General features: G+C 70.0%; 16 protein-coding genes. 6 read left to right on the top strand and 10 right to left on the bottom strand.

Going from position 1 to position 12,862, the window contains the following annotated elements:
- Position 1: 1 nt before the first annotated feature.
- The 3 genes from ACXJ1Y_RS17470 to ACXJ1Y_RS17460 all read right to left on the bottom strand — a co-directional run bounded on the left by ACXJ1Y_RS17470 (position 2) and on the right by ACXJ1Y_RS17460 (position 1,377).
- A complete protein-coding gene (locus ACXJ1Y_RS17470; protein ID WP_463847425.1) occupies positions 2-808 on the bottom strand; it encodes a universal stress protein in 807 nt (268 codons plus the stop codon).
- A gap of 50 nt (positions 809-858) precedes the next feature.
- Positions 859-1,056: a hypothetical protein gene (locus tag ACXJ1Y_RS17465; protein ID WP_463847424.1), complete on the bottom strand. Its 198-nt coding sequence runs from the start codon at positions 1,054-1,056 to the stop codon at positions 859-861.
- A gap of 87 nt (positions 1,057-1,143) precedes the next feature.
- Positions 1,144-1,377: a hypothetical protein gene (locus tag ACXJ1Y_RS17460; RefSeq protein ID WP_463847423.1), complete on the bottom strand. Its 234-nt coding sequence runs from the start codon at positions 1,375-1,377 to the stop codon at positions 1,144-1,146.
- A 460-nt stretch (positions 1,378-1,837) separates the two neighbouring features.
- On the opposite strand from ACXJ1Y_RS17460, the gene ACXJ1Y_RS17455 reads away from it, so the two are divergent.
- From ACXJ1Y_RS17455 to ACXJ1Y_RS17445, 3 genes are all read left to right on the top strand, one after another.
- A complete protein-coding gene (locus ACXJ1Y_RS17455) occupies positions 1,838-2,059 on the top strand; it encodes a hypothetical protein (RefSeq protein WP_463847422.1) in 222 nt (73 codons plus the stop codon).
- Positions 2,060-2,382: 323 nt separating this feature from the next.
- Complete coding sequence (locus ACXJ1Y_RS17450) at positions 2,383-2,622, top strand: hypothetical protein (RefSeq protein WP_463847421.1); 240 nt, start codon at positions 2,383-2,385, stop codon at positions 2,620-2,622.
- A 59-nt stretch (positions 2,623-2,681) separates the two neighbouring features.
- The gene (locus ACXJ1Y_RS17445; RefSeq protein WP_463847420.1) at positions 2,682-3,206 is read left to right on the top strand and encodes a sigma-70 family RNA polymerase sigma factor; all 525 of its coding nucleotides are present in this window, start codon (positions 2,682-2,684) and stop codon (positions 3,204-3,206) included.
- A gap of 6 nt (positions 3,207-3,212) precedes the next feature.
- Here ACXJ1Y_RS17445 and ACXJ1Y_RS17440 read toward each other — a convergent pair whose 3' ends face one another.
- From ACXJ1Y_RS17440 to leuS, 4 genes are all read right to left on the bottom strand, one after another.
- Complete coding sequence (locus tag ACXJ1Y_RS17440) at positions 3,213-3,746, bottom strand: isochorismatase family protein (RefSeq protein ID WP_463847419.1); 534 nt, start codon at positions 3,744-3,746, stop codon at positions 3,213-3,215.
- A 9-nt stretch (positions 3,747-3,755) separates the two neighbouring features.
- Positions 3,756-4,757: an asparaginase gene (locus ACXJ1Y_RS17435; protein ID WP_463847418.1), complete on the bottom strand. Its 1,002-nt coding sequence runs from the start codon at positions 4,755-4,757 to the stop codon at positions 3,756-3,758.
- A gap of 84 nt (positions 4,758-4,841) precedes the next feature.
- A complete protein-coding gene (locus tag ACXJ1Y_RS17430) occupies positions 4,842-5,432 on the bottom strand; it encodes a hypothetical protein (RefSeq protein ID WP_463847417.1) in 591 nt (196 codons plus the stop codon).
- 182 nt (positions 5,433-5,614) lie between these two features.
- The gene (gene leuS / locus ACXJ1Y_RS17425) at positions 5,615-8,194 is read right to left on the bottom strand and encodes a leucine--tRNA ligase (RefSeq protein ID WP_463847416.1); all 2,580 of its coding nucleotides are present in this window, start codon (positions 8,192-8,194) and stop codon (positions 5,615-5,617) included.
- A gap of 129 nt (positions 8,195-8,323) precedes the next feature.
- On the opposite strand from leuS, the gene ACXJ1Y_RS17420 reads away from it, so the two are divergent.
- Positions 8,324-9,058, top strand: a complete 735-nt coding sequence (locus ACXJ1Y_RS17420; RefSeq protein ID WP_463847415.1) for a YggS family pyridoxal phosphate-dependent enzyme — start codon at positions 8,324-8,326, stop codon at positions 9,056-9,058.
- Here the strand turns inward: ACXJ1Y_RS17420 and ACXJ1Y_RS17415 are convergent.
- Together ACXJ1Y_RS17415 and ACXJ1Y_RS17410 are read right to left on the bottom strand one after the other, a co-directional pair.
- On the bottom strand, positions 9,048-9,767 hold the full coding sequence (locus tag ACXJ1Y_RS17415; RefSeq protein WP_463847414.1) for a response regulator: 720 nt from the start codon (positions 9,765-9,767) through the stop codon (positions 9,048-9,050). The genes ACXJ1Y_RS17420 and ACXJ1Y_RS17415 overlap by 11 nt on opposite strands.
- Positions 9,767-10,246 (bottom strand): MarR family winged helix-turn-helix transcriptional regulator, encoded by a 480-nt coding sequence (locus ACXJ1Y_RS17410; RefSeq protein ID WP_342162848.1) that lies wholly within the window; start codon positions 10,244-10,246, stop codon positions 9,767-9,769. Before ACXJ1Y_RS17410 ends, ACXJ1Y_RS17415 begins: the two co-directional genes overlap by 1 nt.
- A 230-nt stretch (positions 10,247-10,476) precedes the next feature.
- Here ACXJ1Y_RS17410 and ACXJ1Y_RS17405 point away from each other — a divergent pair, with 230 nt between their 5' ends.
- Together ACXJ1Y_RS17405 and ACXJ1Y_RS17400 are read left to right on the top strand one after the other, a co-directional pair.
- Complete coding sequence (locus ACXJ1Y_RS17405; RefSeq protein WP_463847413.1) at positions 10,477-10,734, top strand: type II toxin-antitoxin system Phd/YefM family antitoxin; 258 nt, start codon at positions 10,477-10,479, stop codon at positions 10,732-10,734.
- A complete protein-coding gene (locus ACXJ1Y_RS17400; protein ID WP_463847412.1) occupies positions 10,734-11,153 on the top strand; it encodes a type II toxin-antitoxin system VapC family toxin in 420 nt (139 codons plus the stop codon). The genes ACXJ1Y_RS17405 and ACXJ1Y_RS17400 overlap by 1 nt, the downstream gene beginning before the upstream one ends.
- A gap of 4 nt (positions 11,154-11,157) precedes the next feature.
- Here ACXJ1Y_RS17400 and ACXJ1Y_RS17395 read toward each other — a convergent pair whose 3' ends face one another.
- Positions 11,158-12,831, bottom strand: a complete 1,674-nt coding sequence (locus tag ACXJ1Y_RS17395) for a formate--tetrahydrofolate ligase (RefSeq protein WP_463847411.1) — start codon at positions 12,829-12,831, stop codon at positions 11,158-11,160.
- Positions 12,832-12,862: the final 31 nt, after the last annotated feature.

Here is a 12,862-nt window from a genome sequence, read left to right as displayed (position 1 = left end):
CTCAATGGCTCATCAGGCAGCAGACGGGGCTGCGCCGGATGAGATCGCGGGTGACGCCGCCGAAGGTCCATTCGCGCAGGCGGGAATGGCCGTAGGCCCCCATCACCACGAGGTCGGCCTCCTGGCGGCGGGCGAAATCGAGGATCTCCTCCCCCGCGCCCCGGCGGTCGTGCAGCAAGTGGGTCGTCACCGCCGCCCCGTGCCGGGCGAGGTAGGCCGCCACCTCCTCCGCCTGCTCCGCGCCCGCCGCGTCGCCCACCGTGGCGACGAAGACCTGATCGGCATGGCGGATGAAGCCGAGGGCGCCCGACACGGCGCGGCGCGCTTCCACCGTGTCCTTCCAGGCGACGACGATGCGCGAGGCCTTCAGGGTGTCGGTCTCCGGCGGCACCACGAGGACGGGGCGCCCGGCCTCCATCAGCACCGGCCCGGTCGGCACGCCGAGCGGCGCCGGGCCGTCCTCCCCATCCTGCCCGACCACCACGAGGTCGGCCGCCCGGGCGAGGCCGACGAGATGGGTGATGGGCCCCTCATAGGCGGGCCGCCATTCGGTGTCGAAGGCCCCCTCGGCGTTGCGCGCGAACACCTCGCGGGCGCGGCCGAGTTCGGCGAGCACCGCCTCGCGGTTGCGCTCCTCCTGCCGCTGCGCGTCGTAGATGTCGCTGACGAGCACCGGCGCCGGCACCGTCCGGGCGGCCGCGCCGCACAGGATCGCCTCGAACCGCTGCGTGAGGCCGGCGGCCAACCTGATGCGGCCGGGCGCGCCGGCCGACAGGTCCACCGAGACCAGGATCTTCGCATAGGACATGATGACCTCCACGGATCGCGCCGCCGGCCCCTCGGGGCGGGCGGCGCCGTTCAGAGGGCGAGGCGCATCAGCGCGGTGACGGCGAGCGAGCCCAGCGCCGCGAGGGCGAAGGCGGCGGCGGTACCGAGGCGACCGTTCAGATGGCCGGTGCCGTTCCGCGCCGGCTCGGGGAGGGTCCGCGCCGAGACGGCGGTGCCGCGGGGCATCCGCACGACCGGGGTAGGCAGGGGAATGGACTGCGTCGTCATCGGGGGACCCTTCTCAGAGAGGGCCCCAGTGTGGCGCGCCGGGCGAGGCACGCCTTGATCCAGCGCAAAGGCCGGATCGCCGCCGCGCTACTGCACGGACGGGTGGGTGCTCGCCACGATGGGAAGCCCCGCCGGAGCCTCGCCGCACGCGATGCAGCGCAGGCGCTGGGCCACGGCGACGATATCCTCGTCGTCCTTGGCGTCGAGCTGGCCCCAGCTCGCCCAGGTGGTGGCGCGGCAGGTCGGGCAACGGGGAATGCGCAGGCCGCGATGGCCGGTCTTCAGCCACTCGCCGACCGTCTGGGGACGGAACACGCTCATGCCGCCCGCGCGGTGGCCAAGGCGGGTGCCGGATCCTGTGCCTGGCCCATCGCTGCTTCCCATCTTCCGTTCGCGCCGGTCTATGCCCCGCGAACCGGCCGGCGTCGATCACATAACAGTGTTCGTTGGTAACAACTTGAGATTTTGTCTCACCCAAACGCCACCGATATCGAACGGTTCCAAATACATACAGGTTTTAAAATTACTTAGAACCGAAACAGCGCCGGGTCGCTTGCATTATAAACTGCGCAAATTCACCCAGAATGCATGCTTGCGTAGCAGTATGACTTCTCAATCTACCCGTGATTGCAAGCATCGGCGGCACCGCCCTGCGGGGCGTTAGCCGCGATCCCGGTTTGCGCTGGATCAAGGCCCAGGCCTCGGCTCGGGATCAGTCTCGGCGCGGGATCAGTCTCGGCGGCCTCGGAAGAGCCCCGACATGCCCGCGAGGAAGCCCGCCATGGACACCATCTCTCCGCCCCGGACCTGCACCTGCGGCCAAGAGGCGACCTGCCGGAAGGCGCAGGAGCGCGCGGCGGCCTATCCCGGCGCCCCGGAGCCGACGCCCTGGGCGCCGCAGCCGGACCATGACGAGCGGCGCACCGTCGACCTCGACTGGCTCGACCCGCTGGACGAGTCGGAGTTCGACGCCCTGCGCCTCGCCTGGGCCTTCATGCAGTAGAGGGTCCGCGCGGCGCGGCCTCGTGGTTCGGCATCACGGTGGGCGCCGCAATACGGCCACGCTTGTCGCTCAGGTGATGTTCAGCCTGAGCGGGCCATAGTCATTGCCAAGCTTTGGTATGTTTCTGGTTTGTTACTTGTTACATTGTCGAAACAATTGATAACACTAACTCGTATCGGCACTTAATATTTGCTGAATACAGAGTTCAGAGCCGATTAAATCCCCACCTCATATCAGCGCCGCCATCAGGGCGATGCGCTGCAACGCCGCCGTACCCGCGTGTATGGCGGCAGGCCGAATTCGCCCGTCCGCAGGACGAGACGATGGCTCACGACCACGATGAGGAGGCAGGACCGGCCGCGATCAGGGCCGGTCCGCGAAGGGCCGAGCCCCGCCGGGCTTCGGTCGATGCCGGGGCCCGCGTCCGGATCGGGCTCGAGTTGCAGCGGCACTACGCGCAGGTTCTGGCCCTGCCGATCCCCGACCACTTGCGCGCCCTCGTGGACGGCCTCGCCGAATCCGGCGGGGTCTCCGAGCGTGCCGAACGGGAGCCTTCGCGATGATGCAATCCCTTGCTCCGTGCCCCCCGCCGGTGGGGACGCCTCCGGGTGCCGACGCGGAGATGCGCGAGCTTCTGCTCGGCGCGATCCCGGCCCTGCGCGCCTTCGCCTTCTCGCTGACCTACGACCTCGACCGGTCGGACGACCTCGTGCAGGACACGCTGGTGCGGGCCTGGACGCGGGCCGAGAGCTTTCGCCGGGGGACCAACCTCACGGCGTGGCTGTTCACCATCCTGCGCAACCTGTTCTACTCGGAGCAGCGCAAGCGCAAGCGCGAGGTGGAGGATGCCGACGGCGTCCATGCCGCGCGCCTCGCCGCCCTGCCGGAGCAGGAGGTGCGGATGGAGATGGCGCAGTTTCAGGATGCCCTGAACCTGCTGCCGCATGCCCAGCGCGAGGCGCTGATCCTCGTGGGTGCGCAGAGCTTCACCTACGAGGAAGCCGCCGAGATCTGCGGCGTGGCGGTGGGCACCATCAAGAGCCGGGTCAGCCGCGCCCGCGTGCGGCTGATCGAGAATCTCGGCATGCAGGGCACGGACGACATCGGCGCCGACGGCGCCACGCGGGCCGCGCTCGAAGACCGCTGACCGGCGCTACTTGATGAGCCGCACCACCTCGCGGAAGCGGGGATGGGCGGCCGTGCCGATCCATTCGAACACCACCATCTCGGTGGTGACGATGTCCGCGCCATGGGCCGCGAGGCGGGCGAGCGCCGCCTCGCGGTTCTCGTTGCGCCGGGAGCCCACCGCGTCGCGCACGATCCGCACCGGATGCCCCGCCGCCATCAGGCCGAGCGCCGTCTGCAGCACGCAGATATGCGCCTCGCAGCCGGCGAGGATCACCTCCGTCCCGTCCGGGACATGGGCGAGGAAGCCCTCCTTGCGGGTCACGTCGAACTCCATCTTGGCGATGGTCTCGCCGCCGGACAGTTCCCGCACCGTGGCGCCCAGGGCGTCGGGGTTCTGCTCGGTGAGCAGCACCGGCACGCCGAGGAGCCCCGCCGCGTCCTTCAGGCGCCGCGCGTTGGCGACCATCGCCTCGGCCTCCGCGATGGCCGGCACCAGACGGGTCTGGATGTCGACGAGGACGAGGAGCGAGCGTGCGGCATCGATGGGCGGCAGCGGCATGGAGGGCCTTCAGTAGGTGGCGAAGAAATCGGCGACGCTCGCCCGATCCTGCGTCACGGTGAGCGCCAGGGACAACAGGATGCGCGCCTTCTGCGGCGTGAGGTTGTCGGCGGTGAGGATGCCGCGCTCCCGCAGCCGCGTGCTCAGGGGGACGATGCCGCTGCCCGCCCGCGTCGACATCACCACGATCAGCCCCGCCCCTGCCGCCTCTTCGAGGGCGTCGGCCTCGGCGGGGGGCACCATGCCGGGGGCGAGACCCGCCGCCACGAGCCCCCGCGCCCCCGCCGCGCGGAAGGCGCGCACCGCCGTCCCGTCCGCATCGGCATAGGCGTAGGCGATGTCCACGCGCGGCAGGGCCGGCAGCGCGCGGATGTCGAAGGGCGTGCCGGGGGCGTGCGCCCGCTCGGTGCGGCGGTAGTAGCGCACGCTGTCGCCATCGACATGGCCGAGCACCCCGAAATCCGGCGTGCGGAAGGTCTGCAGCCGGGTGACGGAGGTCTTGGTGACCTCCCGCGCCGCCTGGATCTCGTCGTTCAGGACGACCAGCACCCCGCGCCCGCGCGAGGCTGGCGAAGCAGCGGTCCGCACGGCCGCCACGAGGTTGAGGCCGGCATCGGTGGACAGGGCGCTCATGGGCCGCTGCGAGCCGACGAGCACCACCGGCAGGTCGACCGTGAGCGTGAGGCTCAGGGCATAGGCCGTCTCTTCCAGCGTCGCCGTGCCGTGGCCGATGACGATGCCGGCGAGGTCGGGATGCTCGCCCGCGACGCGCTCGCAGAGCAGGACGAGATCGCGCCATTCCGCGAAGCCGATGGCCGGGCTCGTCACCGCCCGGAACGGCACCGACACGATCTCCGCGACCCGCGCCAGCTCCGGCACCGCCGCGACGATGCCCCCGGCATCGAGCCGCCGGTCGGTGGCGGTGTAATCGAGGATATCGAGCGAATCGCGTCCGAGCGACGAGATCGTCCCACCCGTGCCGATGAACGCGACTTTCGGCTGACCTTCCATCCTGATCCTCACTCCCTCTCCGACGGGCCTGCGATGCGCCCGCCGAAGGGGGAGTGCAAGAGAGGAGCCGAAAGGACCCGCGTCTCAGCTCTGGAAGTCGAACAGCAGGGCCGAGGAGGATTGCGCGGTGCTGCTCTGCCCGCTCGCCGCGTAGCCCGAGCCGCTCGATTGCGCCGCCTGAAGCTGCTGCATGAACGCGCTCAGGAGATCGCTCGTGCTCGACGTGCTGCCGGACGACGACGACGACGCCGAACTGGCATCCGCACCGGGGGGCGGGCCGGGCGGGCGCGGACCCTGCGGGCCGTCGGTGTCGCTGCCCGAGTCGCTGCTGCTGCCGGTGACGCTCTTCCCGTGGCTGGCGAAGAGGTTCTTCAGCTCGCTCGCCTGATCGCTGGTCAGGGTGCCGCTGCTCACCTGATCGGAGATGAGGCTGTCGACCCGTTCCTTCATGGAGGATGGATCGAGGCGGCTGGTGGACGTGCTCGACGAGGACGAGCTCGACAGGCTCGAATCGATCGAGGACAGCGCGCTCGTCAGCGCGTCGGCGTCGGTGCTGCTGAGGGCACCGCTCGCCTCCTGCTTCTGGATGGCGTCGGCCATCCGGTTCTTGCCCGAATGGGTTTGACTCGTCGCCAGGGCCGTATAGGCCTGACTCGTACTGGAGATGCTCGTCACGGGGTTCAAACTCGGCACGGAAACGCCGGCACGCCCGGCAGCGGGTCCGTGTGCAAATTACCCACGCTCATCTTAAGAGGGCGTTGATACCGGCCGAACGCGTCTCCCCCTCGCGCACCTCATCCCGAGGTGCGGCGAAGCCGCCTCGACGGATGAGGGGTTGGTGTGGAACGAGCCGAGCCTCACACCACCAGATTCACGATCCGCCCCGGCACGACGATCACCTTGCGCGGGGCCTTGCCCTCCAGGACCTTCTGGACGGCGTCGAGGGCCAGCGTCGCCGCCTCGACGGCCTTGGCGTCGGCATCGCGCGGGACGGTGACGTCCGCCCGCTTCTTGCCGTTGATCTGCACCGGCAGGGTGATCTCGTCCTCGACCAGCAGACCGGCCTCGGCCTCCGGCCAGGGCGCTGCCGCCACGAGACCGTCCCGGCCCAGCGCCGTCCAGCACTCCTCCGCGAGGTGGGGCATCATCGGCGCGATGAGCTGCACGAGGATGCTCGCGGCCTCCTTTGCAGCAGCCTGGGACGCGGCCCCCCGCAAGCCTTCGTCGAGGGCGTTGGCCAGGGTGTAGATATGCGCGACGCAGCGGTTGAAGCGCAGGCGCTCCACATCCTCGCCCACGGAGGCCAGCGCCCGGTGGGCCGCCTTGCGGAGCGCCAGATCGGACGTGCCGTCGCCCGAGGCTGCACAGGCGGTGTTCACGAGGCGCCACACCCGTTGGACGAAGCGGGCGGCGCCCTGCACGCCCTCTTCCGTCCAGATCACGTCGCGCTCCGGCGGTGAATCCGAGAGCATGAACCAGCGGGCGGTGTCGGCGCCGTAGCTCGCGATGATGTCGTCCGGGTCCACGACGTTCTTCTTGGACTTCGACATCTTCTCGATGGGCCCGATGGTTACCGGGCCGTTAGTTTTCACGTGAAACGCCTGCCGCTCCCCACCCTCGCTGGCGAGGCGGATGTCGGCCGGGGGCACCCAGGCGCCGGCCGCGTCCTTGTAGGTCTCGTGGACGACCATGCCCTGCGTGAACAGGCCGGCGAAGGGCTCGGACACGCCGGACCATCCGGTCTCGCGCATCGCCCGCGTGAAGAAGCGGGCGTAGAGCAGGTGCAGGATCGCGTGCTCGATGCCGCCGATATACTGGTCCACCGGCAGCCAGCGGTTCACCGTCCCGGCGTCGGTGGGTTGGTCCTTCAGCCACGGCGCGGTGAAGCGGGCGAAGTACCACGACGAGTCCACGAAGGTGTCCATCGTGTCCGTCTCGCGCCGGGCGGCGCCGCCGCATTGCGGACAGGGCACCTGCCGCCATGCCGCGTCCCGCTCCAGCGGGTTGCCCGGCTGGTCGAAGGAGACCTCCTCCGGCAGCTTCACCGGCAGGTCCGAAACCGGCACCGGCACCGGGCCACACGAGTCGCAATGGATGATCGGGATCGGGCAGCCCCAGTAGCGCTGGCGCGAGACGCCCCAGTCGCGCAGGCGGAACTGCACCTTGCGGGTCGCGACCCCCTCCCCCTCCAGACGGTTCGCCACCGCCGCGAAGGCCTCGTCCGTGGTCATGCCGTCGAGGAAGCGCGAATGGATCATCCGCCCGTCGCCGTCATAGGCGGTGCCGGTGATGACGAAGCTCTCCGGGTCCTGGCCCTCGGGGCAGACGACCGGCGTGTTGCCGAGCCCGTACTTGTTGGCGAAGTCGAGGTCGCGCTGGTCATGCGCCGGGCAGCCGAACACGGCGCCGGTGCCGTACTCCATCAGCACGAAGTTCGCGACATAGACCGGCAGGTCCCAGGACGGGTCCAGGGGGTGGCGGACCCGCAGGCCGGTGTCGAAGCCGAGCTTTTCCGCCGTGTCGATGGCCGCCTGCGCCGTGCCGATGCGCTGGCATTCGGCAATGAAGCCCTGCAGCGCCGGGTTGCCCTCCGCCAGGGAGGCCGCGATCGGATGGTCGGCGGCGATCGCCAGGAACTTCGCGCCGAACAGCGTGTCGGGCCGCGTCGTGTAGACGGTGACGCTATCTCCGTAGCCGGCAACGCTCTGCGTCAGGCCGAAGCGGACCTCCAGCCCCTCGGAGCGGCCGATCCAGTTCTTCTGCATCAGCCGGACCTTCTCCGGCCAGCGGTCGAGGCCGTCGAGGGCGGTGAGGAGGTCCTCCGCGAAATGGGTGATGCGGAAGAACCATTGGGTCAGCTCCCGCTGCTCCACCAGGGCGCCCGAGCGCCAGCCGCGCCCGTCGATCACCTGCTCGTTGGCGAGCACGGTGTGGTCCACGGGGTCCCAGTTCACCTTCGCCGTGCGGCGCGCGACGAGCCCCTTCTCCAGGAAGTCGAGGAACATGCGCTGCTGGTGCTTGTAATAATCGGGGTCGCAGGTGGCGATCTCCCGGCTCCAGTCGAGGGACAGCCCCATCGACTGCAACTGCCCGCGCATGGTGGCGATGTTCTCGTAGGTCCAGGTGCGCGGGTTGACCTTGCGTTCCATGGCGGCGTTCTCGGCCGGCAGGCCGAAGGCGTCCCAGCCCATCGGGTGCAGCACGTTGAAGCCCTTGGCGCGCTTGTAGCGGGCCACCACGTCGCCCATCGCGTAGTTGCGGACGTGGCCCATGTGGATGCGCCCGGACGGGTAGGGGAACATCTCCAGCACGTAGTATTTCTGGCGCTGGTCCCCGTTGTCCGTCTCGAAGATCTTGGCTTGCGACCACGCCGCCTGCCAGCGCGGCTCGGCATCCTTGGCGTTGTAGCGTTCGATCGGAGCGGGTGCGTCGGTCATCGGGCAGGGTTTGTCGCGGGAACGGGCGTCTTGCGGCGCAGTAGCATATCCGGGAGGCGACGGGTCAACGGCCCTTGCATGGCGGCTGCGTCCGTGCTTGCCCCCATCGGCGAGACCGAGGAGCCTTCCATGCCCGCCCCCCTGCCCGGACCGCCCGCCCGCGCCGAGACCGGCCACATGCCCCCGGTGGGCGAGGCCGACGTCGCCGCCGGCCTCGCGGAGGTGCGCGAGGGCGTCGCCCGCGCGGCCCGCGACAGCGACCGCGACCCGGCCGACGTCCATCTCATCGCCATCTCGAAGACGGTGCCGGCGGAGGGCATCCTGCCCGCGCTGGAAGCCGGGCAGCGCCTGTTCGGCGAGAACTACGTGCAGGAATCGGCCGCGAAATGGCCGGCGCTGAAGGAGCGCTTCCCGGACGTGGAGCTGCACCTCGTCGGGCCGCTGCAATCGAACAAGGCGCGCGAGGCGGTGGCCCTGTTCGACGTGATCCATTCCCTCGACCGGCTCTCGCTGGCCGCCGCCCTCGCCAAGGAGATCGCCCGCCAGGGGCGTACGCCGAAGCTGCTCATCCAGGTGAACACCGGCGACGAGGCGCAGAAGTCCGGCATCCCCGTCGATCAGCTCGACACGCTGCTCACCGGGTGCCGGGACACCCACGGGCTCGCGATCCAGGGCCTGATGTGCATCCCCCCCGTGGAGGATCCGCCCTCGGCGCATTTCGCCCTGCTGGCGAAGCTCGCCCGCGAGCGCGACCTGCCGATCCTGTCCATGGGCATGAGCGGCGATTACCCGGCGGCGATCCAGGTGGGCGCCACCCATGTCCGGGTCGGCACCGCCATCTTCGGGCGGCGGCTCAATCGATGACGAGGCGGTAGCCGACGCCGCGCACCGTCTGCAGGAAGGAGGGGTTGGCCGGGTCCACCTCGATCTTCCGGCGCAGGCGGTTGATCTGTACGTCGATCGCCCGCTCGGCCGCCGCGCCGCCGGCCCCGGCCAGATGCTCGCGCTCGACGCCCGCCCCGGCGGCGTGGGCGAGGACCGCCAGGATCTCGCGTTCCCGCTCGGTGATGCGCAGGGTCTCGCCGTCGCGGCGCAACTCGCCCTTGTCGGGGCGGAACACGAAGGGGCCGAAGGAGACCGGCGCCGCATCCGCGTCGCGCGGGCGGACGGGCCCCCGGTTGATGATGTTGTTGAGCCGAAGCGTCAGCTCGCGCGGGTCGAAGGGCTTGGGCAGGTAGTCGTCGGCGCCGATCTCCAGCCCCATCACCCGGTCGTTCGGGTTCGAGCGGGCGGTGAGCATCAGGATCGGCACCTTCGAGGTCTCGCGGACGCTGCGGGCGTAATCGAATCCGTTCTCGCCGGGCATCATCACGTCGAGCACCATGGCGTCGAAGACCAGGGCCTGGGCGCGCGCCCGCGCCTCCTCGGCGCTCGCCGCCGCCGTCACCCGGAAGCCCTGATCCGCGAGATAGCGGGCGAGCAGTTCGCGCAGGCGTCGGTCGTCGTCCACCACGAGGATGTGGGGGGCCTCGTCGGGCAGGTCGGCCGGGTCGAGACGGGCGGGGGACGACATCAGGCCCCCCCTCCGCCGCGCACGGTCCTGCGGGCCATCAGGCGGCGCACCGCCGGCCTGTCCTCCGGCTCGATCATCGCCATCAGGAAATCCTCCGGTGAGGCGGTCGCGTCCGGCGAGGCGAGGGCCCGCGCCAGCCGCCGGGCCTGGACGCGGGTGAGGTCGGCAGCGAGCGCCGCCCCCGATTCGGTGCAGGTGAGGAGCCGCTGGCGCCGGTCGGTCTCGCCGGGGCGCTGGACGACGTAGCCCTGCCCGATCAGGTCCTTCAGCACCCGGTTGAGGCTTTGCTTGGTGATGCGCAGGATGTCGAGGAGTTCGGCGATGGTCAGGCCGGGATAGCGGTCCACGAAGTGGAGCACCCGGTGATGCGCGCGCCCGAAGCCGTAGGCCGTGAGGATCCGGTCGGGATCGCCGACGAAGTCGCGATAGGCGAAGAACAGGAGCTCGATCAGGTCGTCGCCGGCGGGCTCGTGCCGCACGGTGCCGACGACGGATTTCGAGACGGAATGCTCCTCGCGCGGGGCTATCGGTGTCACGGCGCGGCCGCTCCCCGAACGGGCGATAGGTCAGTGCCTATGACGTTTCACAGCGCACGCGCGGCCCGTCAACCCTAGCCGGGGGGCGGGGTCGGGTCACGATGCGGCTCTTGTCTCCGCCCCGGCAGAGGTAGTAACGTTCCTACACATGCTGATCTGCGGGGAGCGCGGCCATGCCGAGCACCATCCTGTCCAGCCGCGAATTCAACCAGGATACCGGGCGGGCGAAGAAGGCCGCCGCCGAGGGACCGGTCTTCATCACCGATCGCGGGCGCCCCGCGCACGTCCTGCTGAGCATCGAGGAGTATCGGCGCCTGACGGGACAGGGCCAGGACGTCGCGGACGCCCTCGGTTGGCCCGCAGGGGTCGAAGATGTCGAGATCGTCTTTCCCCGCTCACGGGACCTGGCCGGCGGGGCCGACTTCTCCTGATGGTCCTCCTCGACACCAATGTCGTCTCGGAACTGCGGAAGGTTCGGACGGGCAAGGCGCATCCGAATGTCGCCGCATGGTCTCGCACGGTCTCGCCGTCGAGCCTGTTCCTCTCCGTGATCACCGTCCAAGAACTGGAGGTCGGTGTCGGCCTTCTGGAGCGGCGAGACCCGGTACAGGGCGCGCTCCTGCGGACATGGCTCGACGGGCATGTGCTGCCGACCTTCGCGGGGCGCTGCCTCGCGGTCGATGGGCTGGTCGCCCGCGCCAGCGCGCGCCTGCACATCCCCGACCCGATCCCCTTTCGGGAAGGGCTGATCGCCGCCACCGCCCTCGTCCACGGACTGACGGTGATCACCCGGAACGTCGCCGACTTCGCGGCGACGGGGGTGCCCCTCGTCAATCCCTGGGAGCCTTGAGGCCCTAGAAGAGCCCGTCGATCTGGCCCTCGGCGTCGAGGCGGATCGTGTCGGCCGCTGGGACCTTGGGCAGGCCCGGCATGGTCATGATCTCACCGCAGATCGCCACGATGAAGCCCGCGCCCGCCGACAGGCGGACGTCGCGCACCGCCACCACATGGCCCTCGGGGGCGCCCATCAGCGTCGGGTCGGTCGAGAACGAGTACTGCGTCTTGGCCATGCAGATCGGCAGGCTGCCGTAGCCCTCCTTCTCGAAGCCGGCGAGCTTCTGCGCGGCCTTCGATTCGATCTGCACGTCCCCCGCGCCGTAGAGCTTCGTCGCGATGGCGCGGATCTTGTCGGTGAGCTTCGTCTCGGTCTCGTAGGTGTAGCGGATGGCTTGCGCGCCGCCCTCCGAGAGCTTCACCACCGCGCGGGCCAGTTCCTCGGCGCCCGCGCCGCCATCCGCCCAGTGCTTGCAGGTGATGGCCTCGACGCCGAGCTTCTCGCTGCACAGCGCCTTGAGCTTGGCGTGCTCGGCATCGGTGTCGGCGTAGAAGTGATTCACCGCCACCACCACCGGCAGGCCGAAATTGCGCACGTTGGTGACGTGGCGGGCGAGGTTGGCGAAGCCCTTCTCCAGGGCGTCCACGTTCTCGGAGCCGAGGTCCTTCTTGTTCACGCCGCCATGCATCTTGAGGGCGCGGACGGTCGCCACGATCACCACCGCCGAGGGGCTGATGCCCGCCTGCCGGCACTTGATGTCGAGGAACTTCTCCGCCCCGAGGTCGGCGCCGAAGCCGGCCTCCGTCACCGTGTAGTCGGCGAGCCGCAGGCCGGCGCGGGTGGCGATCACCGAGTTGCAGCCGTGGGCGATGTTGGCGAAGGGGCCGCCGTGGATGAGCGCCGGGTTGCCCTCCAGCGTCTGCACGAGGTTCGGCTGCAGCGCGTCCTTCAGGAGCACCGTCATGGCGCCCGTGGCCTTCACGTCCTTGAGGGTCACGAGCTTGCGGTCGCGGGTCTCGGCGATCACGATCCGGCCCAGGCGCTCTTCCAGGTCCTCGAGGTTCTTGGCGAGGCAGAACACCGCCATCACCTCGGAGGCGACGGTGATGTCGAACCCGTCCTCGCGGGGGAAGCCGTTGGCGACGCCGCCCAGCGACTGGGTGATGGACCGCAGCGCCCGGTCGTTCATGTCGACGACCCGGCGCCAGAAGATGCGGCGCACGTCGATGTTGAGCTCGTTCGCCCAGTAGACGTGGTTGTCGATCAGTGCCGCCGCGAGGCTGTGCGCCGAGGTGATGGCGTGGAAATCGCCGGTGAAGTGCAGGTTGATCTGCTCCATCGGCACGACCTGCGCCTTGCCGCCGCCGGCCGCGCCGCCCTTCATGCCGAAGCACGGCCCCAGCGACGGCTCGCGCAGGCAGATCATCGTCTTCTCGCCGATCCGGTTCAGGGCGTCGCCGAGGCCCACCGTCGTGGTGGTCTTGCCCTCGCCGGCCGGGGTCGGGGAAATGGCGGTGACGAGGACCAGCTTGCCCTCCGGCCGCCCTTCGAGGGACTGGATGAAGCCGTGGTCGAGCTTGGCGATGTGCTTGCCGTAATTGTGCAGGGCCTCGTCCGGGATGCCGAGCTTCTCGGCGACCTGGGCGATCGGCCTCAGGGTCGCCGCGCGGGCGATCTCGATATCGGACGGCATGGCGTTCCCTCCCTGTCAGCCGCACGGTGGT

The organism is Methylobacterium sp. TK26 (genome assembly GCF_055361565.1).
The sequence above is the reverse complement of the archived record's forward strand: the minus strand, read 5'-3'. Positions and strand labels throughout refer to the sequence as shown.

Excerpts from the sequence above, each read along its gene's own strand:
- ACXJ1Y_RS17465 (WP_463847424.1), bottom strand. The coding sequence starts at position 1,056 with ATGACGACGCAGTCCATTCCCCTGCCTACCCCGGTCGTGCGGATGCCC.
- leuS (WP_463847416.1), bottom strand. The coding sequence starts at position 8,194 with ATGACCGACGCACCCGCTCCGATCGAACGCTACAACGCCAAGGATGCC.
- ACXJ1Y_RS17405 (WP_463847413.1), top strand. The coding sequence starts at position 10,477 with ATGCCGAGCACCATCCTGTCCAGCCGCGAATTCAACCAGGATACCGGG.
- ACXJ1Y_RS17460 (WP_463847423.1), bottom strand. The coding sequence starts at position 1,377 with ATGAGCGTGTTCCGTCCCCAGACGGTCGGCGAGTGGCTGAAGACCGGC.
- ACXJ1Y_RS17420 (WP_463847415.1), top strand. The coding sequence starts at position 8,324 with ATGCCCGCCCCCCTGCCCGGACCGCCCGCCCGCGCCGAGACCGGCCAC.
- ACXJ1Y_RS17445 (WP_463847420.1), top strand. The coding sequence starts at position 2,682 with ATGCGCGAGCTTCTGCTCGGCGCGATCCCGGCCCTGCGCGCCTTCGCC.
- ACXJ1Y_RS17470 (WP_463847425.1), bottom strand. The coding sequence starts at position 808 with ATGTCCTATGCGAAGATCCTGGTCTCGGTGGACCTGTCGGCCGGCGCG.
- ACXJ1Y_RS17455 (WP_463847422.1), top strand. The coding sequence starts at position 1,838 with ATGGACACCATCTCTCCGCCCCGGACCTGCACCTGCGGCCAAGAGGCG.
- ACXJ1Y_RS17400 (WP_463847412.1), top strand. The coding sequence starts at position 10,734 with ATGGTCCTCCTCGACACCAATGTCGTCTCGGAACTGCGGAAGGTTCGG.
- ACXJ1Y_RS17415 (WP_463847414.1), bottom strand. The coding sequence starts at position 9,767 with ATGTCGTCCCCCGCCCGTCTCGACCCGGCCGACCTGCCCGACGAGGCC.
- ACXJ1Y_RS17435 (WP_463847418.1), bottom strand. The coding sequence starts at position 4,757 with ATGGAAGGTCAGCCGAAAGTCGCGTTCATCGGCACGGGTGGGACGATC.
- ACXJ1Y_RS17440 (WP_463847419.1), bottom strand. The coding sequence starts at position 3,746 with ATGCCGCTGCCGCCCATCGATGCCGCACGCTCGCTCCTCGTCCTCGTC.
- ACXJ1Y_RS17395 (WP_463847411.1), bottom strand. The coding sequence starts at position 12,831 with ATGCCGTCCGATATCGAGATCGCCCGCGCGGCGACCCTGAGGCCGATC.
- ACXJ1Y_RS17450 (WP_463847421.1), top strand. The coding sequence starts at position 2,383 with ATGGCTCACGACCACGATGAGGAGGCAGGACCGGCCGCGATCAGGGCC.